Genomic DNA, 24,514 nt, shown 5'->3' with positions numbered 1-24,514 from the left:
ACGTTGGGCTGGCACCGGTCAGGTCGGCAAACGGGTTTTTAGGAATAAAGGACAACACCATCTGCGGTACGGTCAGGCCGGCCAGTTTGCCCACGTAGTTGCTTTGGATCGCTGACAGACGCGCGCTTTCTTGCGCCCCTTGCACCAGGCCTTCAGCAGTCAGGCCGAACAGGTTGGTCACCAGCACGCCCACCAGCGCTGAAATCAGCGTGGTGAACAACAGGGTACCGATAGTCAGGACGCTGATTTTCCCCAGGGAAGAGGCGTTATGCAGCTTGGCAACCGCGCTCAAAATAGAGGCGAATACCAGCGGCATCACAATCATTTGCAGCAGTTGCACATAGCCGTTGCCGACAATGTTGAACCAGCTGATGGATTCTTTCAGTACCGGGTTGTCCGAGCCGTAGACCAGTTGCAGTGCCAGACCGAACACCACGCCCACGACCAGGCCGATCAGGACTTTTTTCGCCAGGCTCCATTGCTTGTGGCGGGTTTGCGCCAACAGCAAAAGGAGGGCGACAAAAATCACCACGTTAATAACGAGCGGAAGGTTCATCCCCAATGTCTCCAATATTTTTCTTATATAAAAATGGCTATGCACCATGGCGTAGCAATACTAAATATCGTAACAGTTTGCGTGGTGGCTCACTTATATCCAAATGGAATTTGATATAACTCCATGTGCTAATTTGTTTAATTAATGTGCTTTATGGGTGCTAAGTGGGCACTTTTATGTGATCACAGTCTGATATTTTTTATCTGCTCAAAATATGACTGCACTGGGATGGTGCACCCGCCTTGCCAATAGATGGCGAAAGCCACCAGGCACAGACACAGGGCGCGCTCAAGTTGATTGCCTTTTTGAGAATTAAGCAGTGGCAAGCGAAAACGCCAACGGCAGGGCCAAAGTAAGGGGACTCCGGCAGGGGTAAGCATATCCGCCAGCAGGTGACTGAAGTAACCAATAATCATGGCGTGCAGGACGTCGGCAGGGATGGGCCAGCTACGCGGTACATCGAGCTGGAACAACGCCATACCGCCAGCGATTGCCAGTAAGCTGTGGGTAAAGCCACGGTGGCCAAATGCGCGTGAAATTGGAATGGCAATCCAACGCAGGCGCTGACCCAGCACTGATTTGGGGTGATCGATATCGGGGAGTAACGACGTCAGCAGCGCGGCAGGGATGATATGCCACCAGTCGCCGGTAGCAAGCGATGGTGTCACCTCGGCCTTCTTGGCGAAAATCGCGCAAGCGACAGAGAAAATAAGATGCCCTTCCGCGGTCATACTGCTGTTCCGGCTGATAAACTGTTAATTTATCCAGTATATGGGAAAATTCCCAGTAGTGGAAGCAGTTACCCTGTAACCAATTGTTTATTTTTCTCGGGTTTACAACGGCTTGTTACTTAAATGGCCAATCGTTGTGCACTTTTGCGACATTATGGCGGTTGGCGAGGGAGAAAGCGCCGGACGCCAGCGTTCGGCTGCGTGGCAGTGACAACCTGCGCCAACCGCCCGGTGCTTTCTTGTTGCTCCAGCATAAGGAGGGTGGCACGGTAACTCAATAAAAATGAAATAACGTTTTATTTATTTTATGACGGAGAGCGGGTTTTAGACATTGGCTTGCGGGTTAGGGGGGAAGATAGACATCATGGCATCGGATTAAGATTAAACCGATGCCATGCAGATCAGGTCAGGTGGTTGGGTGTCAACTGTTCGAGGCTATCGAGTTTATGATCCGCTAATGCCCAGCGTGTATCGTGCCGGTATTCGTGCGCAGGGATCACGATTGAACGCATTCTCGCCGCTTTGGTGGCGATCATGCCGTTGAAGGAGTCCTCCAGAGTAATGCAGTGCAGCGGATCGCTGCCGAGGCGTTCGGCGGCGATCAGGTACACTTCCGGATGCGGTTTGCTATAAGGCAGATATTCGGCGGAGACCAGTTGGTCAAAGTAGCCGTCGAGATCAAACATCTTCAGCACCTGCTGCTGCATATGCAGTGGCGAAGCGGAAGCCAGGCCGATATTCAGATCCAGACTGCGACACAGCTCCAGCGCTTGTTGTACACCTGGCAGCAGAGGGCGTTTCTCGCGGACCAGCTCGATAGCGCGCTCGATAATGCGGCCGGAAACCTCTTCCTGTGAAACACCTTGCCACGGCATGGCCTGGTACCACATTTTCACCACCAGATCGATGCGCAGGCCCAGGGTATCTGGCAACTTGTGACGGTCAGACAAATCCAACCCCAGTGCGCCAAAAATATCCAGCTCTGCCTGGAGCCACAGCGGTTCTGAATCGATCAATAAACCGTCCATATCAAAAATAGCGGTTTCAATACGTTGCGAATAGGCCATTAGCGGTTAACTCCTGCCGGCGCCGGTGAATGTGGCCAACACTTTACCATTACCGGCGGGGAGACTAAAACTTTTGCCTGCGCGGCCGAGCCTTGCCATACCGCAGAATACGCCACATATCCTGCAGTTTTAGCCACCAGCGCTGGTGTTGACGTTCGGTAACCTGCTGCAGCATCCGCGCATAATCCAGCACCAATCCCGGTGTCCAGGTCATGCTTTCGCCACGGCTGCGCAGCACCGCCAACATCCACAGGTTAGGATCGAGTATCAGCAACAGGAAGCGACGCCACAGATGTTTATCACCCAGTACGCCTTCCAGTGCGCTGTCGAGCGCCAAAATGACCGTGGTGGAACAGTTACGACGGGTCAGATTGTAGGTGGCGTCTTGATGGTAGCGCTGCCAAAAAGCGCGTAGTGCGGTGGGATTAAAACGATGGAACTGAATTTTCTTGTCCGGTGGACACCAGGCTGCCACTTCCTGCTGCAAACCCGGCAGAAATCGGCCGTCGACGTTGTTTTTCTCACCGGAATGCAGCAACTGGCGAAAATCCTGTGTGGACTGGCTGATATCGTTAAGCGGGTAGTGGCTGATATACACGTCCGGTGCCAGCGCCAAGGCTGCGTGGCCCGTGGAGATATTCCCGTTGCCGTCGACGGCTGCGATGTAACGATCAACGATGTAACGTCGTCGGGCATCTTTTGCTGAACCCATCGGTGTCCAGATATACAGGGTGAGCAAGGCAATTTCATCTGTCCCCGTTAACGTGGGGGGCTCCGGCGTTAGGTTCTGATTCAACGCAAAGCTCCCTAACTGCCGAGCAATGCGCAACAGCGCCCAACCGGAAAGCAGAATCATCACGCCGAGGCAAAAAGGCACCGTCATTCGGTGCGGCACCGGCCAGCCGACAAAGATCATCAACGAAAGCAGAATTTCGCCGCTGCCTGCCAGTGCAACCAGTTTCCAACTGCTGTGTTGGATCACCGTAGATGAGGCGATGCGAACTGCGCCGTCGAGCAATAACGCGCTACCGAATACTAGCGTGGCGACAATGTTATCGTCGGCGGGTACGTCGAGCACCAAGAAGGCCAAAAACAAAAAGCCGAGCCCCTTTAACAATACCGGGCGGCTCGCGGAGGAGCCAATCACCAGCGCGGCTGAAATGGCCACCAGCCCCTCGAGCGCCAACAGCACGGCCAGCGCATCCAATGCCAGAACGGAGCGGCCGTCCTGCAAAACGTCGAACAGCATAAGTGCACCGATGGCTACCCATACCCAGCCAAACAACATCAGCAAACGTCGCTGGCTGTGCAATGCCTTCGCACCCAGCAATAAGATTATCAGTCGAATCATGCAGACTCCTGTCGAGACGAACTTATTTAACTATATAACGATTAATGGTAACGAGCGGTCGCTATTGATCTGTCGACTTTGGATGATCCCGGCTACGCTTGTAGCACAGTAACGCTGAAGAAAACGATGGGCGAGCTTCAGTAACTACAGGTAGACTTAAGCAATTACGATTACGTCACTTACAAGGGGAACACATGACGTATCAACAGGCTGGGCGGATTGCCATTATAAAACGTATTCTTGGTTGGGTGGTTTTCATCCCTGCATTGCTGTCGACGCTGATCTCTATGTTGATGTTTGTGTATCAGCACAGTGAAAAGACGGCAGGCATTAATGCGGTGATGCTGGATTTCGTTCACGTAATGGTAGATATGGTGCGCTTCAATACGTCGTTTCTGAATATCTTTTGGTATAACTCGCCGGTGCCGGATGTAGAAAAAAGCCTGTTTAGCGGTGCTAATCTGATGTTCATCATCATTTATATTCTGATTTTTGTCGGGCTGGCACTCCAGGCTTCGGGCGCGCGCATGTCACGTCAGGTGAAATTTATTCGCGAAGGGTTGGAGGATCAAATGATCCTTGAGCAGGCCAAGGGGAGTGAAGGTCATACGCGTGCGCAGTTGGAAGAACGAATTACGCTGCCGCATCACACCATCTTGCTGCAATACTTCCCGCTGTACATTTTGCCGGTAGTGATTGCCGTGATCGCCTGGTTTGTGATCAAGTTGCTTGGCCAGTTGGCTGGCGCGGCTTGATGTCAGATAAAGGCAAGGCGCTGCGTTCAGCGCCTTGATTTTACTGTTGTTCAGGATGTAACAATGCGTCCACAGCACGCTGAGCCTTGACGAGGTGTTGCCCACCAAACAGGTTGCTACGGTTAAGCAGATAATACAGCTGATACAGCGGCTGACGTTCGATAAAACCACTCTCTAAAGGCCATACGCTCTGGTAACCGTCATAAATCTGCGGTGGCAATTCCGGATATAACGGCAGCATCGCTAAATCGCATTCTCTGTCTCCCCAATAACAGGCCGGATCAAACAGCAGTGGGCCCTCAGCGGTCATGGCGCAGTTGGCTGGCCACAGATCGCCATGCAGCAGAGAAGGTTGCGGCTGATGGTGTTGGAGACGCAGATAGACGATGTCGACAATTTCATCAATATCCCCAAAGGTCATGCCTTTTTCCGCGGCCATTTGTAACTGCCAGCCGATGCGTTGCTCGGCAAAAAACTCTGACCAGCGACGCTGCCAGGCGTTGGGCTGTGGCGTGGTGGACAGATCGTTATCGAAGTCGAGGCCAAACTGCGGCTGTTCACTCCATTTATGCAGATACGCCAGCTGTTGGCCGAGACAATAAGCGCCGTGGGCGTCAAGGGGTTTCAGGGGGTGGTATTCCAGCAGGAGGAAACTGTAGTCGCGATCGCTGCCAACGCCGTACACCTCGGGGACCCGCACGGTTTTACTGCGTGCCAGTAACGCCAATTGATCGGCTTCAGCCGTAAAGATGGGGAGCAGTTCCCGAGCGTCGCATTTGACAAACACCTGCTTGTCACCGTAACTCACGCGCCATGCAGGGTGAATATCGCCCCCGGACAGTTCGATTCTTTCGCGGATTTCTGCGCTGCCAAGATGTTCACTTAACAGACGACTAACGGCTTGCCACATGGTACACCCCCTCTGTGCTGCCTGCGAATTCATTAGGTTAGCGTCTTTAGCCTTGTGAAAACACGACCTGGCGCACAGCTGGCACCAACAATCGGCGATTTTCTCGCCACTCGCGTTTGCTCAAAGTATATACGCTATTGATTAATTTAAGCACTGTGCATGTTGCAACTTGGTGGCATGGGGGTAATGTTTAGTAGGTTTATTGCACATGTCGCGACAGCAGAAACCTTTAATGGCCTTCATTATCAATGAGATGAGAGGAAATGGAGCAAAATCAGCAATGGCAACGCGGTAACTGTTTGATCACCAGCAACATAAATGCGAGATACGCATTTATGTTGCTGGAAGATATCCTGAGCAATGAGTCAAACGATCGCATTTAAACAATGCGTTATCTCTTTAATGCTCGCTCCTATTCCACGACTTCTATAACGCCATGTGGCTTTTCACTTTTAATTAAGGTGATTTGTTAATTCCGAGTCATTAAGTATTGCTACACCTATACGTGATTGGTTATCAATGGCACAACATAGATGGCATTTTTTTATGTTCGTAAAGTAATATCATCATAGAGCGATATTTAGATGCTGTTATTGTTTTCTAAGGAGAAAGTATGAAATTCAAACGTGTTTATCTGATTTGGTTGATGGTTTTTTTATCATGGTCTGCGTCAGCAAATGATAATGTTAAATATTATGGTTATGATTGGTTGGATTTTTATGATGTTAGTAATCCATCTTTTAGTGCTACTGACGCGTTTAATTCGATCTATGGAGCAGGGTATAGTGCAACAAACCTTAATGTTGTTCATTCAATTAAAAACTTAAACTTGCCAATTTGCGCGAATGGAATGTGTGCGCTTAACATTCAAGCTGGTTCAGGTGTAACGGCTGGTTCACCATTTGTGGATATCTGCCCTGGGGCAGCCTCTAACAGTGAGTGTCAGGCTGCTGGTTCATGGAAAAATATCTGGAAAATAATTCAGGATATCAGTACTGCCAAAAATAAGCCCTCGGCTATTTATTTCATTGATGAACCTTTTGATGTACCTGCATTACAGACAAACAAAATCTATGATGCATACCAATATTCCAGCTATGTTTGCACAGTAAGGCAGGCCATGAAAAACCATGGGCTTTCGATACCTATTTATACGATACTTTCATATCGTCACTCACAAGTTCCAGCATATCTCAATGAAATACAGAATGGAGCACCAGCGTCAGCCTGTCCGCTTGCAGACAAAAGTTCACCTGATTGGGTGGGTGTTGATAACTATGATTGGTCGCTATCTGATATGTGGGAAACATATAATCGTGTCGCACCTCAATCTAATAAAGAAAGCCCAAAGTGGGTATTGGTCCCGCCCTCAACGGCATCATTAGGTATGAACGATGAGAAACTATTCTCACAAATAAAGTTATATCGAGATTTTATCGGCCAATATCCTAATGCGCCTGTTGTTTATGTAATGAACTGGAGATTTGATCGAGATGTGACAGAGAAACGTGAAGTTTATAAGAAATCGACGGCGGTACTTTCTTGTATGGCCAACTCCATTGTTCTGAGGCTGAAATAGAGAATCGGATGGTGCCTTGCTAGCGTCTTTAGCCTTGTGAAAACACGACCTGGCGCACAGCTGGCACCAACAATCGGCGATTTTCTCGCCACCCGCGTTTGCTCAAAGTATATACGCTATTGATTAATTTAAGCACTGTGCATGTTGCAACTTGGTGGTATGGGGGTAATGTTTAGTAGGCTGATTGCACATGTCGCGACAGTAGAAACCTTTAATGGCCTTCATTATCAATGAGATGAGAGGAAATGGAGCAAAATCAGCAATGGCAACGCGGTGAATACCTGATCACCAGTGATAAAAGTGATTTAAATATTGTCTTTACGCATGCTTTTTTGACCACTTCAACGTGGGCGACCGGTATCTCGCTGCAGACGGTGCAACTGTCAATCGACAACAGCCTGTGTTTCGGTTTGTACTATCAGCAGCAACAAATTGGTTTTGCTCGTCTGGTGACGGATTACGCCACTTTCGGTTATCTGTGTGATGTCTTTGTCTCCCCGGATTATCAGGGGCAGGGGTTAGCGCGTTGGCTGATGGATTGCACGTTGGAACACCCTGTGCTGCAACGGTTGCGACGGATTATGTTGGTGACTGGCACTGCCCCTTGGTTGTACCAAAAAGTGGGTTACGAAGCGGTTAATCGTGAGGATTTTGTCTGGCATATCGTTCGACCGGATATCTACCAGCAACACTAATACGAAGTGGCGGCGCAATGGTGCACCGCCATCCATTTTAGCGTTTATCGGTGAGTAAGCTCTCTTCGTGACGTTGTAACGGTTTGAATTTGCTGTAGAGCAGGGCGAAAACGAACAGAATGGCCTGAACGATCACAATGCAGGGCCCCGTGGCGCCATCAATGTGGAAGCTGATCAAGGTGCCTAGCACGCAGGAGAAGACTGACACGACCGTAGCGACGATCAACATACGATCGAAACTGCGGCACAGCATAAAGGCAATAATGCCCGGCGCAATCAGCATCGCAATCACCAAAATAACCCCCACCGCCTGCAACGAAGCGACAATGGTCAATGCCAGCAGACAGAGTAGCCCGTAATGCAGTAGCTTTACCGGCAGGCCAATAACGCGGGCATGGTTAGGATCGAAACAGTAGAGCATCAGATCTTTGCGTTTTAGCAGCACCACAACCAGGGTGATACCCGCCATCAGCAGGGTTTGTTTCAGCTCTGCATTGGTAATGCCCAGCATGTTGCCGAACAGGATATGGCTCAGGTGTTGATCGGTGTCGATGCGTGAAAACAAAACCAGCCCGAAGGCGAACATGCCGGAGAAGACAATACCCATCACCGTGTCTTCTTTCACCCGGCTGTTCTCTTTCAGGTAGCCGGTAGCCACTGCGCAGAAAATGCCGGAAAAAAATGCGCCAATAACCACGGGAATGCCCAGTACGAATGCCACCACAATGCCTGGAAGTACCGCATGTGAGATGGCGTCACCCATCAGGGACCAGCCTTTGAGCACCAGATAGCAAGACAAAACGGCGCAGACGACACCGGTAACTATGGCGGCCAAGATCGCTCGTTGCATAAACGGGTAGGCGAAAGGTTCGCTGAGCAATTGATACAGGGTTTCCATCAGTGGCCTCCGGTCTGTTCATGCGCCACACGCCGCTTGGACGCCAGCAGGCCATGTTTGGGCGCGAAGAAAAATGCAACCAGGAACACCAGCGTTTGCAAGGTGACGATCACGCCACCGGTTGCGCCGTCAAGGAAGAAGCTCAGGTATGCACCAAGGCCACTGGTTAGCGCACCGATAATGATGGCAATGATCACCAGTCGGCTGAAGCGGTCCGTCAGCAAATAAGCGGTAGCACCCGGTGTGATCACCATGGCAATCACCAAAATGGCGCCAACGGTTTGCAAGGCGGCGACGGTGCAGGCGCTAAGGAGCGTGAAGAACAGGATCTTCAAGCGCAGCGGTGACAGGCCGATAGACACCGCGTGGTTTTCGTCAAAGAACACCGCCAGCAAGTCTTTCCAGACCAGACAGAGAATCAGCAGTGAAACGCCGATGATAATTTCGACCTGCAAGACATCCTCGTCAGCAATGCCAAGAATATTGCCGAAGATAATGGATTGCACGTTAACCGACGTTGGGTTGAGCGAAACGATCAGCAGGCCTACGGCAAAGAAAGTGGAAAAGATAAAGCCGATAATGGCGTCTTCGCGCAGGCGAGTGATGTGACGCACTAGCGTCATGGCCAATGCAGCCAGCATACCGGTGAAGAAGGCCCCGGCAGCGTAAGGCAGCCCAAGCGCATAGGCACCTGCGACGCCGGGCACGACGGAGTGCGATAGCGCATCGCCCATCAGCGACCAGCCTTTCAACATCAGGTAGGCCGAAAGGAACGCACAGGCGGCTCCGACGATAGCGCTAACCCAAATGGCCTTGACCATATAGTTGTAGCTGAAGGGTTGTAACAGGAGTTCCAGCATCAGGGTTGTTTCTCCTTTGGCTGGCTCTGTGCCGGGGGATCGCTCTTGGTATGCCCATAGAACACCGCTGGACGCTCATCGTCGGTCAAGACCGTTACGGTACGCGAGTCATTATCGTCGTGCAGATCCGGGCCTGAGAGGTTGATATGGCGCAGTACGCCGCCGAATGCCTGCTCCAGATTGCTCTGGGTAAAGGTGGTTTCTGTCGGACCGGCGGCCAGCACGGTGCGGTTAATCAGGATGACCCGATCGCAAAATTCCGGCACGCTGCCCAGGTTATGGGTAGAGACCAGAATCAGGTGCCCCTCATCGCGCAGCGCACGCAGCAGGTCGATAATGGCGTTTTCTGTTTTGACGTCGACGCCGGTAAAGGGTTCGTCCAACAGCAGCACCGTACCTTGCTGGGCCAAAGCGCGTGCCAAAAAGACACGTTTTTTCTGCCCGCCAGACAGTTCACCAATCTGGCGGGTACGCAGCTCGCTGAGGCCAACGCGCTCCAATGCTTTATCGACCCGTAAGCGGTCTTCTTTGGATGGGATACGCAGAAAGTTCATTTTGCCATAGCGGCCCATCATCACCACGTCTTCCACTAACACAGGGAAATTCCAGTCGACGTCTTCGGTTTGCGGGACGTAGGCGATAACGTTTTTCTTCAGTGCTTGCGCGACTGGTTGTTCGTTTAGCTGAACGCGCCCCGTGGTGGGGCGCACCAGCCCCATGATGCTTTTGAATAGTGTCGATTTGCCACTGCCGTTAACGCCCACCAGCGCGCAGATTGCACCGCCACTCAAGCTGAAGCTGGCGTTGTGGATAGCGGTATGTCCGTTGTTGTAGGTCACGGTAACGTCGTCCACGCTTAACTCTGGGCGGACAAAAACCTCGGTGGTCATTGATCAAATCCTTTGGCAATGGTTTGTACGGTAACATTGAGCAGGTCGATATAGGTAGGGACCGGGCCGCCCTGAGTGGATAGCGAATCGACGTACAGCACGCCGCCATATTTTGCCCCGGTTTCTTTCGCCACCTGTTTGGCCGGCTTGTCAGAAATGGTGCTTTCGCTGAATACCACAGGAATATGATGAGCGCGAACGGCGTCGATCACTCGGCGAACCTGTTGCGGTGAGCCTTGCTCATCAGCATTGATGGGCCACAGGTAGACTTCTTTTAACTGATAGTCTTTCGCCAGATAGCTAAAGGCACCCTCACTGGTTACCAGCCAGCGCTGGGCTTCAGGAATGCGCGCCAGGCGTTCGCGCAATGGGGCGTCCAACGCGGCAATTTTGGCCGCATAGGCTTTGGCATTGCGGTTATAGGTTTCCGCATTGGCAGGATCGTATTGCACCAATGCTTTGCGAATATTCTCGATATACACCAGCGCGTTAGTGGCGGACATCCAGGCATGCGGGTTCGGGTTGCCGTTATAGGGGCCTTCACGGATCGGGAGTGGGGTGATGCCTTCAGTCACTACCGCCGCGGGCACCTGTTTAATGTTCTCGAAGAAACGTTGGAACCAGCGCTCCAGATTCATGCCGTTCCATAGAATAAGATCTGCATGTTGCGCTTTGACGATATCGCGTGGCGTCGGTTGGTAATCGTGGATCTCGGCGCCCGGTTTGGTAATTGACTCTACCACGGCAGCGTCACCGGCCACGTTTTGAGCGATGTCTTGGATGATGGTGAAGGTGGTCACCACGCGCAATTTTTTTTCCGCCAAGGCAGCATGGCTAGTCAGACTGGCGCTCACTAATAGGCACATCAGTACGAAAGGGCGACAACATGTCCACGCCCGAACAATAGAAAGGCGTGGAAAAATGTATTGTTTCAAAAGCATGGTGACATCTCCTGGCTCAAATGAAAATGATTATCAATATCAATTAGAGCAAAGTCAAGCGTCACCTGCAGGTTGACTGCCGGTTATTTCCTCAACACGAAAAAATAATACCGCCCCGTAAGTTATAGCATTTTATGTATCAGTATGTAACCGCTTAACGTAGTCGTCATAGGTGACAATATCGACCTCCGGGGTTTTCCTCAGTGCGACCTCACCCAGCTTCTGTGCCAACAACATTACATCCTTTTGATCCAGCGGGGTTATTAACGCAAAACTGTTGCTGCCCAGCTCATGTGGAACGCCTTGTTCGTCAGTCACTGACGTGACAAATCCCTGAAGGGTTAATTGTCCTGTTAGCTTGGCTAAATCAGCTAATCCTTCTTCCTGGTAGCGAAAAGTCACCACAAAACACGTCGTTGCAGATTGACTCATAAATCACCTCTTGGTATACGAGTAGCTTGAGAGTAGACCAAAAAAAGCGTACAGGCGTCCTTACAAGTTGTATATGCTACGCAACTCATTGAAAGGGGTGAAGGATTCTGTGAAAACAAAAATAGGTTGCCTGACGGCAATTTTGCTTTTGTCGGGGTGCGCCAAAGACCCGCAAAACGCAAACAATAATTTAAGCAGTGGCACATCGCGCGGTGGTTGGTTAAAGACCCCCCCGCAAGCTCCGGTTAACCGCACAGGGACACCGATAGCCTATAACGATTATATTCGTCAGGCCGCCAACAGTTATGGCGTTGACGAAACGCTGATTAAAGCGATTATTCAGGTGGAGTCCGGGTTTAACCCGAACGCAGTCAGCACCTCGAACGCAGTGGGGTTAATGCAGCTGAAACCTTCAACCGCCGGGCGTGATGCCTATCGTCTTAAAGGAAGAAGCGGGCAGCCAAGCTCGCGTGAGTTGAAGGATCCGGCGGTCAATATTGATCTGGGAACAGCCTATATCAATATTCTTCAAAGCCAGCAGCTAGCCGGGATAAATGATCCACAAACATTGCGTTATGCCACCATTGTTTCTTATGTGAATGGGGCCGGTGCCATGTTACGCACCTTCTCATCAGATAAGCGCGTGGCGGTAAACCGCATCAATCAAATGAGCCCGGATGAGTTTTATCAACACATCCAGAAAAAGCACCCAGCCCCGCAGGCGCCGCGCTATTTATGGAAAGTGACGACGGCCTACCAGGCAATGTCACCCTAGTTCAGATTTCGTTGATTAAACGGCCCCTTAATGGGGCCGTTTTTTTATCGGCGCGCAGTAAAATCGCGATACAACTCTCATTTTTCGTTATTTCCCATCCTGTTACCTAAAAAACCGCACAAATAGTTAAATTTACATTACCAACTAAATCTTTACGTTCATTCAATAAGTTACCGGTAACATTTTTGCGTTTGCTCACTTTGTGGCCTTCAATAAATAGACAAATAGGTAACAATTTATGTTTAAAACCCGCATCGACCGCAAGGTTGAGGTTAAATAGTTGTGATTATCTTTGGATGGAATGTGATATGTCGGACGATAAAACTAACAATTCACGGCGCGATTTCCTGTTGAAATCGATGACTTTAATCCCCGCAGCGGTGATTGGCGGCAGTGGCGTTAGCGCGCTGACAGCCACCATGCCGGCGGTTGCGGCGACAGATACCCCTAAACAAAATGACTACCAGCCCACGTTCTTCACCCCGGAAGAGTGGGCGTTCGTCAAGGCGGCGACGGCACGGTTGATCCCTGCTGACGATCGCGGTCCTGGCGCATTGGAAGCCGGCGTACCGGAATTTATCGATCGTCAGATGAATACCCCTTACGCTACCGGTTCTATTTGGTACATGCAGGGACCGTTTAACCCGGATGTGCCGAAGGAAATGGGTTACCAGCTGCCGTTGGTGCCGAAGCAAATCTACAACCTCGGTATTGCCGATGCCGACGCTTACAGCAAGAAAACCGCCGGTAAAGTTTTTGCCGAATTAGACGCTGCGCAGCAGGACGCCATGCTGCAAAAGTTTGAGTCTGGTGATGCGGAATTCCAGCAGTTACCTGCCAAGTTGTTTTTCTCCTACCTGTTGCAAAACACCCGCGAAGGTTTCTTCAGCGATCCGATCCATGGTGGCAATAAAGACATGGTCGGTTGGAAGCTCATTAATTTTCCGGGCGCGCGCGCCGATTTTATGGACTGGGTCGAGCGAGGAGAGCGTTATCCCTTACCCCCGGTATCAATTCGTGGGGAGAGGGGTTAACAATGGCAACGGTAATGAAAAAAGTAGACGCGGTGATCGTCGGCTTCGGCTGGGTTGGCGCCATTATGGCCAAAGAACTGACCGAGGCTGGCCTCAACGTGGTTGCGCTGGAGCGCGGCCCGATGCGCGATACCTACCCGGACGGTTCCTACCCGCAGGTGATTGACGAACTGACCTATAATATTCGCCGCAAACTGTTCCAGGACCTGTCTAAAAGCACCGTGACGATTCGTCACAATACCAGCCAGACGGCGGTACCTTATCGCCAGTTGGCGGCGTTCTTGCCGGGTACCGGCGTGGGTGGTGCAGGTCTGCACTGGTCTGGGGTGCATTTCCGCATCGATCCTATCGAGCTGCGCATGCGTAGCCACTACGAAGAACGTTATGGCAAAAGCTTTATTCCGAAGGACATGACCATTCAAGACTTCGGCGTAACCTATGACGAGCTGGAACCCTTCTTCGACAAGGCGGAGAAAGTGTTCGGCACGTCCGGCACGGCCTGGACAGTCAAAGGCCAGAAGATGGCGACGAAAGGCGGAAACCCTTTTGCGGCGGACCGTTCAGACAACTTCCCGCTGCCGGCGCAGAAGAATACGTTTTCTGCACAGCTGTTTGAGAAAGCGGCGCGGGACGTGGGTTATCACCCTTACAATCTGCCGTCAGCCAATACCTCAGATTCCTACACCAACCCCTACGGTGCGCAGATGGGGCCATGTAACTTCTGCGGTTTCTGCAGCGGCTATGCCTGTTACATGTATTCCAAAGCATCGCCGAACGTCAATATCTTGCCGGCGTTGCGGATGGAGAAGCGTTTCGAGCTACGCACCAACGCCAACGTGTTGAAGGTGAACCTGACCGACGATAAATCTCGTGCAACCGGCGTGAATTATATCGACGCGCAGGGCCGTGAAATCGAACAGCCAGCCGAGTTGGTGATCCTGGGTGCGTTCCAGTTCCACAACGTTCACCTGATGCTGCTGTCTGGCATCGGCAAGCCTTACGATCCGGTGACCGGTGAAGGTGTGGTAGGGCGTAACTTCGCTTACCAGAATCTGACCACCATCAAGGCGTTCTTTGACAAGGACGTGTTTACCAACCCGTTCATTGGTGCCGGCGGTAATGGTGTAGGTGTGGACGACTTCAACGCCGACAACTTTGACCATGCTAAAGAAGGCTTCGTCGGCGGCTCGCCGTTCTGGGTCAACCAGGCGGGCACTAAACCCATCTCTGGATTGCCAACCCCTTCAGGCACTCCGGCGTGGGGCAGCAAATGGAAAGCGGCGGTGGCGGATGCCTATACCCATCATGTCTCGATGGATGCCCACGGCGCGCACCAGTCGTATCGCAGCAACTATTTGGATCTCGATCCTAACTACAAGAACGTGTTCGGCCAACCGCTGCTGCGTATGACGTTCGACTGGCAGGAAAACGACATCAAGATGGCGCAGTTCATGTTCGACAAAATGGCACCGATCGCCAAGGCCATGAACCCGAAACTGATCTCTGGCAGTCCGAAAAACGCCAACAGCCATTTTGATACGACCAGCTACCAAACCACCCATATGAATGGCGGCGCGGTAATGGGTGAAGATCCGAAAACCAGCGCGGTAAATCGCTATTTGCAAAGCTGGGACGTGCATAACGTGTTCTCGATCGGCGCGTCGGCGTTCCCGCAGGGGCTGGGTTACAACCCGACCGGCACCGTAGCCGCGTTGGCTTACTGGTCTGCACGCGCCATCCGCGAGCAGTATCTGAAAAACCCAGGCCCTTTGGTGCAGGCATAAGGACGGCGACTGATGAAAGCATTTGTTCCCGCACTGGTTCTCAGTGCACTGAGTTTCTCCGTCTGGGCGCAGGACACCACGGTCAGCAGTGAGCTGATCAAGCGCGGCGAGTATCTGGCGCGCGCCGGTGACTGCGTGGCCTGCCACACCAATGGTAAAAGCGGTAAAGCCTTTGCCGGTGGCCTGGCAATGGAAACGCCGATCGGTACCATTTACTCCACCAATATCTCGCCGGACAAGAAAACCGGTATCGGTGATTACAGCTTCGAAGAGTTCGACAATGCGGTGCGTAAGGGTGTCGCCAAAAATGGCAGCACGCTATACCCGGCAATGCCGTACCCGTCATTCGCGCTGGTGAAAGAGGACGACATGCGCGCCATGTACGCCTATTTCATGCACGGTGTGGAGCCGGTGGAGCAGGCCAATAAGGATTCAGACATCCCTTGGCCGCTGTCGATGCGTTGGCCGTTGAGCATCTGGCGTGGCATGTTTGCGCCGGCGCCTGCGGACTTTGTGGCTAACGCCAAGGCCGATCCCGTCATTGAACGTGGTCGTTATCTGGTGGAAGGTTTGGGTCACTGCGGTGCTTGTCATACGCCGCGTAGCATCACCATGCAGGAAAAGGCACTGAGCAATAACGACGGTGATAACTATCTGTCCGGCAGTAATGCACCGATTGATGGCTGGGTTGCATCAAGCCTGCGCGGTGACAATAAGGACGGGTTGGGGACCTGGAGTGAAGCCGAGTTGACCGAATTCCTGAAAACCGGTCGTAATGACAAGTCGATCGTCTTCGGCGGTATGAGCGACGTGGTTGAGCACAGCTTGCAGTACCTGAGCGATGAAGACCTGACGGCGATCTCGCGTTACCTGAAAACGCTGCCACCGAAAGATGGCAAGCAGCAGGCAGTGCCTGTCGAAGACAGTGTCGCCAAGGATCTGTGGCGTGGTAACGACAGCAAACCGGGGGCGGCGCTGTACGTCGATAACTGTGCAGCCTGCCACCGTACTGATGGCGTAGGCTACAAGCGCGCCTTCCCGGCGCTTAAAGGTAACCCGGTCGTGCAAACTGAAGACGCGACGTCGCTGATTCACATTGTGTTGACCGGCAACACAACGCCAGCGGTGAAAGGGGCTGTATCCAACATCACCATGCCACCGTTCGGTTGGCGTCTGAATGACCAGCAGGTGGCGGATGTGGTTAACTTCATTCGCTCAAGCTGGGGTAACAGCGCCAAGCCTATCAGCGCTTCTGACGTGGCCAGCGTGCGTAAAGACCGCTCGATGATCCGCGATGAGAAGGAGCTGGGCAGCGCAGCGGTACCGGAACACCCGGACGCTAACAAGTAACGCCGACTGGGGCCTCGTAAGAGGCCCCAGCTTTTTGTGCTCCCCGCGGCGGTTTTTACCGCGATAATTGTTCGCTAAGTAGACACTCAGCAAGCGAGAGATGGACCCGGACAGCATTTTTAATTATCCTTTGCCGTCCTTTTATCAGGTATGTGAATGAAATTCTGAGTTAATCCACTGATTATTATTAAAAATTCGCGGAGAAGGATATCCCGTTAGGCGCAATCGTTGTCGCCGCAGATTAAGGTAAGCTTTCCTATGAGTACGATTTCTCCCGATTCAGGTACGCTGGCTTCCGCCCAGCCGGCCAAATGGAATAAAACCGACACCCTCTGGATGTTTGGTCTCTACGCTACGGCGGTGGGTGCAGGTACGCTATTCCTGCCCATCAACGCTGGTTTAAATGGTCCGTTAGTGTTGGTGCTGATGGCGTTGTTTGCCTTCCCGTTGACGTATTTACCGCATCGCGCACTAAGCCGCTTTGTGCTCTCCGGCTCCAGCCGCGACGGCAATATTCATGATGTGGTGGTTGAGCACTTCGGCGTGCTGGCCGGTAAAATCATCATGGTGCTGTACCTGATGGCGTTCTTTCCGATTGTGCTGGTGTACAGCATTTCGATTACCAACGCGCTCGACAGCTTCCTGATTCATCAGTTTCATATCACGCCATTGCCACGTATCTGGTTGAGCCTGGCAGTCGTGGTTGTGTTGAACCTGGTTCTGTTGCGCGGCAAAGACGCCATTGTTTCGGCGATGGGGATGTTGGTGTTCCCGCTGCTGGTGTTTTTGATGGGGATTTCGTTGTACCTGATGCCCACCTGGCAAACGGCCAACTTTGTCAACGGACTGGCCAATACGCAATTCAACAGCCCTGATCTCTGGCATTCATTGTGGCTGGCTGTGCCGGTAATGGTCTTTTCTTTTAGCCATGCGCCGATAATTTCGTCGTTTGCTTCGACCCAAAAGAGTCTGTATGGCGATCTGGCTGAACGCCGCTGCGCACGTATCATGCGCTATAGCTATGTCCTGATCTGCGTCACGGTATTGTTCTTTGTCTTCAGCTGCGTGTTAAGCCTGTCTCATGAAGATATGCAACAGGCTAAAGAGCAAAACATCACCGTGTTGACTACGCTGGCGAATAAATTCTCTAATCCACTGATTGCCTATCTTGGCCCGATGATGGCGATGCTCGCGATGGCCAAGTCTTATCTGGGGACCTCTCTGGGGGTGACAGAAGGGGCGACCAGCCTGATTGACGGCCTGACGCGTGCGGTAGGTAAACCCTTAAGTTCGCGTATTACGCACCGAATTTCCGCGGTGTTACTGTTCCTGCTGACGTGGGCGGCGACGGTCTGGAATCCGAGTGCGTTGCATATTATCGAAACCATCAGCGGCCCGCTCATCGCGGCGATCCTGTTTATTCTGCCGATGTATGCAGTGCGAGCGGTACCTGCAATGCGCCGCTATCGCGCGTTAAGTAATGTCTTCGTACTGGTGATGGGGCTGATTGCGTTGTCGGCGTTGATATACGGCCTGATTTAATCTCAATGGTGCGCCGGCTCCGGCGCACCAGCTTGTTCTTGTTCACATCTCTTTTCAATTAACCGAAAACTCGTCTGGCGTTCTCTTTGATAATGGGAGCAATTCTCATTATTATTTCTGGATTAATTTCCTACGCTAAGGAGTGTTACGTGCACCGTCGAATGACCCTGCTGGCTTTAGCCTGCGCCTGTGGTTTGTCTGCTCAGGCAATGGCGACCACTTATCCACTCACCCTGACTGATGCCGCCGGTCAAACCCTGACCATTAAGCAAGAGCCGAAACGCATTGTGGTGCAGGACGGTCGCGATATTTTGGCGCTGGCCTTGCTTGACCGCGCCGATCCCTTTACCCGCGTGGTGGCATGGAACAACCTGCTGAAGAAAAGTGATGGTGAGACCTGGAAAATCCTGCAGAGTAAGTGGCCCGGAGCAAACAACATTATTGATATGGGGTTTAGCGACAAGGGCGAGGTTAACCTGGAAAGCGTCATCGCCAAGCACCCTGACCTGATGGTAGCGCAGCTGCGTTCTAAACCGTCGCTGAGCCAGACTGGCGTGTTGGACAAGCTGCAAGCACTGAATATCCCGGTGTTGTTTATCGATACCATGCTAAAGCCAGTGGAGAATACCCCGAAGAGCATCACGTTATTGGGGGAAACGCTAAACCGTGAAAGTGAGGCGAAGCAGTACACCGACTTTTATCAGCAGCACTATCAGCACATCCTCGATAAAACCAAAACGGTAGAACCAAAGCCGCTGGTGTTTATTGAGGCGAAAGCCGGCCTGAATGGGCTGGAGTCTTGCTGTTTCACGCACGCGCATGTTGGTTGGGGTGGGATGATTGAGGCGGTAGGTGCACGCAACGTGGGGTCGGCACTGTTACCGGGCGCGACGGGTGATGTATCCCTTGAAAAAGTGATCAGCATGAAACCGGATGCCTATATTGTATCCGGCTCCCAGTGGGCCAGCAAAACCAACGCCGCAGTGCCTTTTGGCTATGGTGTGACGCAACAGCAGGTTGATGATGCGTTCAACAAAATGAAGCAACGCCCAGGCTTTGCCCAGCTTTCCGCGGTGAAAGAGGGGCGCTTCTATGGCATCTACCACAACTTCTACAATCATCCTTACAATATCGTTGGACTCGAGTATCTGGCGAAGTTTATCTATCCGACTCAGTTCAAGGATTTGGACCCGGCGAAAACCTACAGCGAGATCCTCAGTCGATTTACCGAAGTGCCGGAAGGCAAGGGGATTCTAGGCGCGCAGGCGCCGGCAGGTAAATAAGTGAAGCGGGCGCGGCAATCGCGCCCGTTTAACCGGTCAGGCGACGGCAGGGGTGTAAGTGGAGATGATCTCCAATATGCCGTTGATAATAAATTGCACACCCATACACACCAGCAGGAACCCCATCAGGCGTGATATTGCCTCAATGCCGCTTTGACCCACGAGACGCATGATAGCGCCGGAGCTGCGCAAGCAGGCCCACAGGATAACGGCGACCGTCAGGAAGATGGCTACAGGTGCTACCAGCAGTACCCAATGCGCAAATCCCAGGGTGTTTTCTTTAACGCTTGAGGCCGAACTGATGATCATGGCAATGGTCCCAGGGCCTGCGGTGCTGGGCATGGCTAGTGGGACAAAAGCGATATTGACGGAGGTTTTCTTACGCAATTCGTTGTTCTTGGTTTCAACCTCGGGTGCCTCTTCCGCGCGCTGTTGCGGGAACAACATACGAAAGCCAATGAATGCCACGATCAGCCCACCGGCAATACGCAAGCCGGGAATAGAAATCCCGAAAGTGTTCATGACTAACTGACCGGCATAGAACGCCACCGTCATGATGAAGAACACATAGACCGACGCCATCAGTGATTGTTGATTGCGTTCTTCACGCGTCATGTTACCCGAAAGACCGAGTAACAGCGCGACCGTAGTGAGTGGGTTGGCCAACGGCAGCAGTAGCACCAAACCCAGCCCAATGGCCTGGAATAACTGCAGAATACTCGTCATGGTTCAAACTTCCTGTTTTCAGTGAATGTTGTGACGCGGCATAGAGTCATCCCCTGGTTTGCCACCTGTTGAGGGGCAGCGCAGGGGAATAGACCTGTAATATAGAGGAATGGTATTTGCAGCTCATTATCCTTGAGTGCTGGAAGGGGTCAGCTCAGGAACAGCGTCAGTGTTGGTATCATCGTCATTCACACAATCGCTGGTTATCTCTTGTGTATCTTCACACTCCATTGGCGGTTCGTTAACCGCAATGGCTCTTGGGTGGCGGTCTGCCCCCAAATGCAACAGCGCAAAAATAGCCACCAACACGATGCAGGCACCAACGAGTAACTTCAATAACCGGTTCATGATGCGGGATGCTGTCTCAACTCTGCCGTTAATGGCATCAGGATAGCGGGAGCGGAGCATGTTCGCCATAGCTGATTGACGCAATATTATTGTCTGTCTGCTCAGGACCCGTTTGGGGTTGGACACAAAAAATTATCGGTGAACAGATGTCTCTGCCTGAACCGGCTTATTTTAGTGTCATGACGCCTAGGGTCTTGCGTGCAGGAGAGGCTTTCTGGTGTAGAGAACCTAATTCATCGCTTATTCAAAGCCTGCCCAGAAACTCCGGGTAGATGGCGCGCTAATCATAGTGTTACACTGTTCGTTCCGTTATGGCGTCGCACCATGTCACATAGACATTATGTGTTCATGAGGGCATATATTCGGCAGGGTAAAGTTGAATAGCGTTCATAACATAATGTATTTAAACGATTTTGTATTTCTTCATGTGATCTGTCGTGTGGGTCACCACTGTAGATAAGGAATTATTAATGCCTGTTATTACTCTTCCTGACGGAAGTCAGCGTCATTTTGATCGTGCCGTTTCCCCCCTGGATGTTGCCCTTGATATCGGCCCTGGCTTGGCGAAGGCCTGTATTGCCGGCCGTGTAAACGGTGAACTGGTTGATGCCGGCGATCTGATCGAATCAGATGCGCAACTGGCGATCATCACCATCAAGGACGCCGAAGGTCTGGAAATCATGCGCCACTCTTGTGCGCACCTGTTAGGCCATGCGATCAAACAACTGTGGCCAGACACCAAAATGGCTATCGGTCCAGTGATTGACAACGGTTTCTACTATGACGTTGATATTGACCGTACCCTGACGCAGGAAGACCTGGATCTGCTTGAAAAGCGGATGCATGAGTTGGCTGACAAAGATTATGACGTCATCAAGAAAAAGGTTAGCTGGCAAGAAGCCCGCGACACCTTTGCTGCACGTGGCGAAAGCTACAAAGTGGCGATCCTGGATGAGAATATCAGCCATGACGACCGTCCTGGCCTGTATCACCACGAAGAATACGTCGACATGTGCCGCGGTCCGCACGTGCCGAACATGCGTTTCTGCCATCATTTCAAACTGCAGAAAACGTCGGGCGCTTACTGGCGTGGCGACAGCAAAAATAAAATGCTGCAGCGTATCTATGGTACTGCTTGGGCAGACAAGAAACAGCTGAATGCCTATTTGCAGCGTCTGGAAGAAGCGGCTAAGCGTGACCACCGCAAGATCGGCAAGCAGCTCGATCTGTACCATATGCAGGAAGAAGCACCGGGTATGGTGTTCTGGCACAACGACGGTTGGACCATTTTCCGTGAGTTGGAAGCCTTTGTGCGTATGAAGCTCAAAGAGTATCAGTATCAGGAAGTGAAAGGGCCATTTATGATGGACCGTGTGCTGTGGGAAAAAACCGGGCACTGGGAAAACTATAAAGACGCCATGTTCACTACCTCGTCGGAAAACCGCGAGTATTGCATCAAGCCAATGAACTGCCCGGGACACGTGCAGATCTTCAACCAGGGCTTGAAGTCTTACCGTGATTTGCCACTGCGTATGGGCGAGTTCGGCAGCTGCCACCGCAATGAGCCGTCAGGTTCACTGCATGGCCTGATGCGTGTACGCGGTTTTACTCAGGATGACGCCCATATCTTCTGTACTGAAGAGCAGGTGCGTGCGGAAGTAAACGAATGCATCAGAATGGTCTATGATGTGTACGGCACTTTTGGCTTCGACAAGATTGCTGTGAAGCTTTCAACCCGCCCAGAGAAGCGTATCGGTACTGACGATATGTGGACGCGTGCAGAAGACGATTTGGCTGCAGCACTGACTGAAAACGGGATTCCGTTTGAATATCAGCCGGGTGAGGGTGCCTTCTACGGACCAAAAATTGAATTTACTCTGCATGATTGTTTGGATCGTGCATGGCAATGTGGTACCGTGCAGCTCGATTTCTTCTTGCCGGGTCGTTTAGGCGCGTCGTATGTTGGCGAAAACAACGATCGCGTGGTCCCGGTAATGATTCACCGCGCTATTTTGGGCTCCATGGAACGTTTCATCGGTATCCTTACCGAAGAATACGCAGGGTTCTACCCGACCTGGATTGCTCCGGTGCAGGTGGTGGTGATGAATATCACCGACAGTCAGTCTGATTATGTCCAGCAATTGACCAAAAAACTGCAGGACGCAGGTATTCGCGTGAAAGCGGACTTGAGAAATGAGAAGATTGGCTTTAAAATTCGCGAACATACTTTACGACGGGTTCCTTACATGTTGGTGTGCGGTGATAAAGAGGTCGAATCAGGCAAAGTTGCCGTTCGTACCCGCCGTGGCAAAGACCTGGGAAGCCTGGACGTAAATGAAGTCGTAGACAAGCTGCTGAAAGAGATTCGCAGCCGTAGTCTTCATCAACTGGAGGAATAAAGTATTAAAGGCGGAAAACGAGTTCAACCGGCGCGTCCTAATCGCATTAACAGAGAAATTCGCGCGCAAGAAGTTCGCCTAACCGGCGTCGATGGCGAGCAGATTGGTATTGTCAGTCTGAATGAAGCTCTTGAAAAAGCTGAGGAAGCGGGTGTTGATTTAGTAGAAATCAGCCCAAATGCCGAACCGCCAGTTTGTCGAATCATGGATTACGGCAAATTCCTCTACGAGAAGAGCAAGTCGACAAAAGAACAGAAGAAGAAGCAAAAAGTTATTCAGGTCAAGGAAATCAAATTCCGTCCTGGTACCGATGATGGCGACTATCAGGTCAAACTACGCAACCTGATTCGCTTTCTGGAAGATGGCGATAAAGCCAAAATCACCCTGCGTTTCCGTGGGCGTGAGATGGCGCACCAACAGATCGGTATGGAAGTGCTTAACCGCGTCCGTAAAGATCTGTGTGAAGACTCTGATTTGGCCATTGTCGAATCCTTCCCTACAAGGATCGAAGGTCGTCAGATGATCATGGTGCTCGCACCTAAGAAGAGACAGTAAGGCTTCCAAGTAATCGAACCCACGCAGCGCATGCGTTGTGTGGGTTTTATTCGCCTCACTGACTTGTTGTTTAACAATGCGAAGTGGATTTAATTAAAATGCCAAAGATTAAAACTGTACGTGGTGCAGCCAAACGCTTCAAAAAAACCGGCAGCGGTGGTTTTAAGCGTAAACATGCTAACCTGCGTCATATTCTGACCAAAAAAGCAACCAAGCGTAAACGTCACCTGCGTCCGAAAGGCATGGTGTCTAAAAACGATATGGTCCTGGTTGTCGCGTGCCTGCCGTACGCTTAAGCCATTTTTTTTGAATCTAGAATAAGACTTTAGGAGAGAGCATATGGCTCGCGTAAAACGTGGTGTAATTGCACGCGCACGTCACAAGAAAATTTTAAAACAAGCGAAAGGTTACTACGGTGCCCGTTCGCGCGTTTATCGTGTTGCCTTCCAGGCAGTAATCAAAGCAGGTCAGTACGCTTACCGTGACCGTCGTCAACGTAAGCGTCAGTTCCGTCAGCTGTGGATTGCACGTATTAACGCTGCTGCTCGTCAGAACGACATGTCTTACAGCAAATTCATTAACGGCTTGAAAAAAGCTTCTATTGAAATTGACCGTAAGATCTTGGCTGACATCGCAGTCTTCGACAAAGTGGCATTCTCTGCACTGGTTGAGAAAGCGAAAGCAGCACTGGCGTAAGTCAGTTATTAAAGAGGGAGCTTGCTCCCTCTTTAATCTTTGTTTTCAGCGACACACATTGACTTTTATTGACCGCCGCTATATCACTGGTGGACAATCATTGACCAGGTAATACAATCATGAAAGCTGCTATTTTTCGTTTCTTTTTTTACTTTAGCGCCTGAACTCAGGAGGCTTTGCGCGTAAGAAAAGAAACGAAAAGTAGCGCCTAAGCCTCCCTTGTGGAGGCTTTTTTGTTTTTGGCCGTCTTCCAAGCCGGGTTAAAGCGTTAAATGCTTTGAAGATGTGCTAAAGGCGTGTTCGAATAATAGATAACAATTACTTAGAGCCATATCGGCCAGAGGAAGAGGAAAGCAA

The 24,514-nt window shown here is 51.4% G+C and carries 26 protein-coding genes and 1 other annotated feature; of the genes, 14 read left to right on the top strand and 12 right to left on the bottom strand.

Translation table 11 applies throughout. The features are described from left to right. The 4 genes from AC2FC2_RS06070 to AC2FC2_RS06055 form a co-directional block, all read right to left on the bottom strand. The coding region (locus tag AC2FC2_RS06070) for a cation:dicarboxylate symporter family transporter (RefSeq protein ID WP_490658941.1) at nt 1–556 on the bottom strand (556 nt) is incomplete at its 3' end. A gap of 182 nt (nt 557–738) precedes the next feature. After that, nucleotides 739–1,287: a metal-dependent hydrolase gene (locus AC2FC2_RS06065; protein ID WP_209632990.1), complete on the bottom strand. Its 549-nt coding sequence runs from the start codon at nt 1,285–1,287 to the stop codon at nt 739–741. Between the two features lie 401 nt (nt 1,288–1,688). After that, the gene (gene hxpB, locus AC2FC2_RS06060) at nt 1,689–2,354 is read right to left on the bottom strand and encodes a hexitol phosphatase HxpB (protein ID WP_209632991.1); all 666 of its coding nucleotides are present in this window, start codon (nt 2,352–2,354) and stop codon (nt 1,689–1,691) included. Between the two features lie 64 nt (nt 2,355–2,418). Further along, on the bottom strand, nt 2,419–3,705 hold the full coding sequence (locus tag AC2FC2_RS06055) for a protease (protein ID WP_490658940.1): 1,287 nt from the start codon (nt 3,703–3,705) through the stop codon (nt 2,419–2,421). Nucleotides 3,706–3,899: 194 nt separating this feature from the next. Here AC2FC2_RS06055 and AC2FC2_RS06050 point away from each other — a divergent pair, with 194 nt between their 5' ends. Beyond that, nucleotides 3,900–4,460, top strand: a complete 561-nt coding sequence (locus tag AC2FC2_RS06050) for a YniB family protein (RefSeq protein ID WP_490658939.1) — start codon at nt 3,900–3,902, stop codon at nt 4,458–4,460. 40 nt (nt 4,461–4,500) lie between these two features. Here AC2FC2_RS06050 and AC2FC2_RS06045 read toward each other — a convergent pair whose 3' ends face one another. Then, on the bottom strand, nt 4,501–5,370 hold the full coding sequence (locus tag AC2FC2_RS06045; protein WP_490658938.1) for a fructosamine kinase family protein: 870 nt from the start codon (nt 5,368–5,370) through the stop codon (nt 4,501–4,503). A 613-nt stretch (nt 5,371–5,983) separates the two neighbouring features. Here AC2FC2_RS06045 and AC2FC2_RS06040 point away from each other — a divergent pair. After that, nucleotides 5,984–6,949 carry a hypothetical protein gene (locus AC2FC2_RS06040; RefSeq protein ID WP_209632995.1) on the top strand — a complete coding sequence of 322 codons (966 nt, stop codon included), beginning with the start codon at nt 5,984–5,986 and terminating at the stop codon, nt 6,947–6,949. Between the two features lie 245 nt (nt 6,950–7,194). Further along, a complete protein-coding gene (locus AC2FC2_RS06035) occupies nt 7,195–7,644 on the top strand; it encodes a GNAT family N-acetyltransferase (protein ID WP_209632996.1) in 450 nt (149 codons plus the stop codon). Between the two features lie 37 nt (nt 7,645–7,681). On the opposite strand, the gene AC2FC2_RS06030 is transcribed toward AC2FC2_RS06035, so the two are convergent. From AC2FC2_RS06030 to ghoS, 5 genes are all read right to left on the bottom strand, one after another. Next, entirely contained in the window at nt 7,682–8,542 is an 861-nt protein-coding gene (locus AC2FC2_RS06030) for a metal ABC transporter permease (protein WP_490658937.1), read from the bottom strand. Beyond that, a complete protein-coding gene (gene yfeC / locus AC2FC2_RS06025) occupies nt 8,542–9,402 on the bottom strand; it encodes an iron/manganese ABC transporter permease subunit YfeC (RefSeq protein ID WP_490307621.1) in 861 nt (286 codons plus the stop codon). The genes AC2FC2_RS06030 and yfeC overlap by 1 nt, the downstream gene beginning before the upstream one ends. Next, the gene (locus AC2FC2_RS06020) at nt 9,402–10,292 is read right to left on the bottom strand and encodes a manganese/iron ABC transporter ATP-binding protein (protein WP_490658936.1); all 891 of its coding nucleotides are present in this window, start codon (nt 10,290–10,292) and stop codon (nt 9,402–9,404) included. Before AC2FC2_RS06020 ends, yfeC begins: the two co-directional genes overlap by 1 nt. After that, entirely contained in the window at nt 10,289–11,233 is a 945-nt protein-coding gene (locus tag AC2FC2_RS06015; protein WP_404759729.1) for a metal ABC transporter substrate-binding protein, read from the bottom strand. The genes AC2FC2_RS06020 and AC2FC2_RS06015 overlap by 4 nt, the downstream gene beginning before the upstream one ends. A gap of 132 nt (nt 11,234–11,365) precedes the next feature. Next, complete coding sequence (gene ghoS / locus AC2FC2_RS06010; RefSeq protein ID WP_490658935.1) at nt 11,366–11,665, bottom strand: type V toxin-antitoxin system endoribonuclease antitoxin GhoS; 300 nt, start codon at nt 11,663–11,665, stop codon at nt 11,366–11,368. 109 nt (nt 11,666–11,774) lie between these two features. Between ghoS and AC2FC2_RS06005 the strand changes: the two genes are divergently transcribed. The 6 genes from AC2FC2_RS06005 to AC2FC2_RS05980 all read left to right on the top strand — a co-directional run bounded on the left by AC2FC2_RS06005 (nt 11,775) and on the right by AC2FC2_RS05980 (nt 19,433). Then, nucleotides 11,775–12,440 carry a transglycosylase SLT domain-containing protein gene (locus AC2FC2_RS06005; RefSeq protein WP_209633001.1) on the top strand — a complete coding sequence of 222 codons (666 nt, stop codon included), beginning with the start codon at nt 11,775–11,777 and terminating at the stop codon, nt 12,438–12,440. A 308-nt stretch (nt 12,441–12,748) separates the two neighbouring features. Next, nucleotides 12,749–13,474 carry a gluconate 2-dehydrogenase subunit 3 family protein gene (locus AC2FC2_RS06000; protein ID WP_209633002.1) on the top strand — a complete coding sequence of 242 codons (726 nt, stop codon included), beginning with the start codon at nt 12,749–12,751 and terminating at the stop codon, nt 13,472–13,474. A gap of 2 nt (nt 13,475–13,476) precedes the next feature. Continuing rightward, the gene (locus AC2FC2_RS05995; RefSeq protein ID WP_490658934.1) at nt 13,477–15,258 is read left to right on the top strand and encodes a GMC family oxidoreductase; all 1,782 of its coding nucleotides are present in this window, start codon (nt 13,477–13,479) and stop codon (nt 15,256–15,258) included. 12 nt (nt 15,259–15,270) lie between these two features. Further along, on the top strand, nt 15,271–16,608 hold the full coding sequence (locus AC2FC2_RS05990; RefSeq protein ID WP_490658933.1) for a c-type cytochrome: 1,338 nt from the start codon (nt 15,271–15,273) through the stop codon (nt 16,606–16,608). A 258-nt stretch (nt 16,609–16,866) separates the two neighbouring features. Further along, nucleotides 16,867–18,150 carry an SLC5/6 family protein gene (locus AC2FC2_RS05985; protein WP_209633005.1) on the top strand — a complete coding sequence of 428 codons (1,284 nt, stop codon included), beginning with the start codon at nt 16,867–16,869 and terminating at the stop codon, nt 18,148–18,150. A 149-nt stretch (nt 18,151–18,299) separates the two neighbouring features. Then, on the top strand, nt 18,300–19,433 hold the full coding sequence (locus AC2FC2_RS05980) for an ABC transporter substrate-binding protein (protein ID WP_209633006.1): 1,134 nt from the start codon (nt 18,300–18,302) through the stop codon (nt 19,431–19,433). 36 nt (nt 19,434–19,469) lie between these two features. Here AC2FC2_RS05980 and AC2FC2_RS05975 read toward each other — a convergent pair whose 3' ends face one another. Both AC2FC2_RS05975 and AC2FC2_RS05970 read right to left on the bottom strand, forming a co-directional pair. Further along, nucleotides 19,470–20,159, bottom strand: coding sequence for a MarC family NAAT transporter (locus tag AC2FC2_RS05975; RefSeq protein ID WP_209633007.1), 690 nt, complete (start codon nt 20,157–20,159; stop codon nt 19,470–19,472). A 126-nt stretch (nt 20,160–20,285) separates the two neighbouring features. Further along, on the bottom strand, nt 20,286–20,495 hold the full coding sequence (locus AC2FC2_RS05970) for a hypothetical protein (protein ID WP_265556159.1): 210 nt from the start codon (nt 20,493–20,495) through the stop codon (nt 20,286–20,288). A gap of 482 nt (nt 20,496–20,977) precedes the next feature. Between AC2FC2_RS05970 and thrS the strand changes: the two genes are divergently transcribed. From thrS to pheM, 5 genes are all read left to right on the top strand, one after another. Then, entirely contained in the window at nt 20,978–22,906 is a 1,929-nt protein-coding gene (gene thrS, locus AC2FC2_RS05965; protein ID WP_209633009.1) for a threonine--tRNA ligase, read from the top strand. Nucleotides 22,907–22,909: 3 nt separating this feature from the next. Continuing rightward, the gene (gene infC / locus AC2FC2_RS05960) at nt 22,910–23,461 is read left to right on the top strand and encodes a translation initiation factor IF-3 (protein ID WP_013812633.1); all 552 of its coding nucleotides are present in this window, start codon (nt 22,910–22,912) and stop codon (nt 23,459–23,461) included. Between the two features lie 98 nt (nt 23,462–23,559). After that, nucleotides 23,560–23,757, top strand: a complete 198-nt coding sequence (gene rpmI, locus AC2FC2_RS05955; RefSeq protein WP_004943591.1) for a 50S ribosomal protein L35 — start codon at nt 23,560–23,562, stop codon at nt 23,755–23,757. Nucleotides 23,758–23,800: 43 nt separating this feature from the next. Further along, entirely contained in the window at nt 23,801–24,157 is a 357-nt protein-coding gene (gene rplT / locus AC2FC2_RS05950; RefSeq protein ID WP_020826620.1) for a 50S ribosomal protein L20, read from the top strand. Between the two features lie 115 nt (nt 24,158–24,272). After that, nucleotides 24,273–24,395: a sequence feature (Phe leader region), on the top strand. After that, nucleotides 24,277–24,321: a pheST operon leader peptide PheM gene (pheM, locus tag AC2FC2_RS05945; protein WP_130383008.1), complete on the top strand. Its 45-nt coding sequence runs from the start codon at nt 24,277–24,279 to the stop codon at nt 24,319–24,321. (Overlaps the previous feature by 45 nt.) Nucleotides 24,396–24,514 lie beyond the last annotated feature (119 nt).

The sequence above is a fragment of the Serratia sp. CoH_122_TC_1 genome, assembly GCF_058191755.1.
This window is presented reverse-complemented; position numbering and strand designations above follow the sequence as displayed.

Bases quoted from the DNA above. Each gene is read 5' to 3' on its own strand.
- AC2FC2_RS06020 (WP_490658936.1), bottom strand. From the start codon at position 10,292: ATGACCACCGAGGTTTTTGTCCGCCCAGAGTTAAGCGTGGACGACGTT.
- AC2FC2_RS06055 (WP_490658940.1), bottom strand. From the start codon at position 3,705: ATGATTCGACTGATAATCTTATTGCTGGGTGCGAAGGCATTGCACAGC.
- thrS (WP_209633009.1), top strand. From the start codon at position 20,978: ATGCCTGTTATTACTCTTCCTGACGGAAGTCAGCGTCATTTTGATCGT.
- AC2FC2_RS06035 (WP_209632996.1), top strand. From the start codon at position 7,195: ATGGAGCAAAATCAGCAATGGCAACGCGGTGAATACCTGATCACCAGT.
- AC2FC2_RS06000 (WP_209633002.1), top strand. From the start codon at position 12,749: ATGTCGGACGATAAAACTAACAATTCACGGCGCGATTTCCTGTTGAAA.
- yfeC (WP_490307621.1), bottom strand. From the start codon at position 9,402: ATGCTGGAACTCCTGTTACAACCCTTCAGCTACAACTATATGGTCAAG.
- rplT (WP_020826620.1), top strand. From the start codon at position 23,801: ATGGCTCGCGTAAAACGTGGTGTAATTGCACGCGCACGTCACAAGAAA.
- hxpB (WP_209632991.1), bottom strand. From the start codon at position 2,354: ATGGCCTATTCGCAACGTATTGAAACCGCTATTTTTGATATGGACGGT.
- AC2FC2_RS06040 (WP_209632995.1), top strand. From the start codon at position 5,984: ATGAAATTCAAACGTGTTTATCTGATTTGGTTGATGGTTTTTTTATCA.
- AC2FC2_RS06065 (WP_209632990.1), bottom strand. From the start codon at position 1,287: ATGACCGCGGAAGGGCATCTTATTTTCTCTGTCGCTTGCGCGATTTTC.
- AC2FC2_RS06050 (WP_490658939.1), top strand. From the start codon at position 3,900: ATGACGTATCAACAGGCTGGGCGGATTGCCATTATAAAACGTATTCTT.
- AC2FC2_RS05995 (WP_490658934.1), top strand. From the start codon at position 13,477: ATGGCAACGGTAATGAAAAAAGTAGACGCGGTGATCGTCGGCTTCGGC.
- AC2FC2_RS05975 (WP_209633007.1), bottom strand. From the start codon at position 20,159: ATGACGAGTATTCTGCAGTTATTCCAGGCCATTGGGCTGGGTTTGGTG.
- AC2FC2_RS05985 (WP_209633005.1), top strand. From the start codon at position 16,867: ATGAGTACGATTTCTCCCGATTCAGGTACGCTGGCTTCCGCCCAGCCG.
- ghoS (WP_490658935.1), bottom strand. From the start codon at position 11,665: ATGAGTCAATCTGCAACGACGTGTTTTGTGGTGACTTTTCGCTACCAG.
- AC2FC2_RS06045 (WP_490658938.1), bottom strand. From the start codon at position 5,370: ATGTGGCAAGCCGTTAGTCGTCTGTTAAGTGAACATCTTGGCAGCGCA.
- AC2FC2_RS06030 (WP_490658937.1), bottom strand. From the start codon at position 8,542: ATGGAAACCCTGTATCAATTGCTCAGCGAACCTTTCGCCTACCCGTTT.
- AC2FC2_RS05990 (WP_490658933.1), top strand. From the start codon at position 15,271: ATGAAAGCATTTGTTCCCGCACTGGTTCTCAGTGCACTGAGTTTCTCC.
- AC2FC2_RS06015 (WP_404759729.1), bottom strand. From the start codon at position 11,233: ATGCTTTTGAAACAATACATTTTTCCACGCCTTTCTATTGTTCGGGCG.
- rpmI (WP_004943591.1), top strand. From the start codon at position 23,560: ATGCCAAAGATTAAAACTGTACGTGGTGCAGCCAAACGCTTCAAAAAA.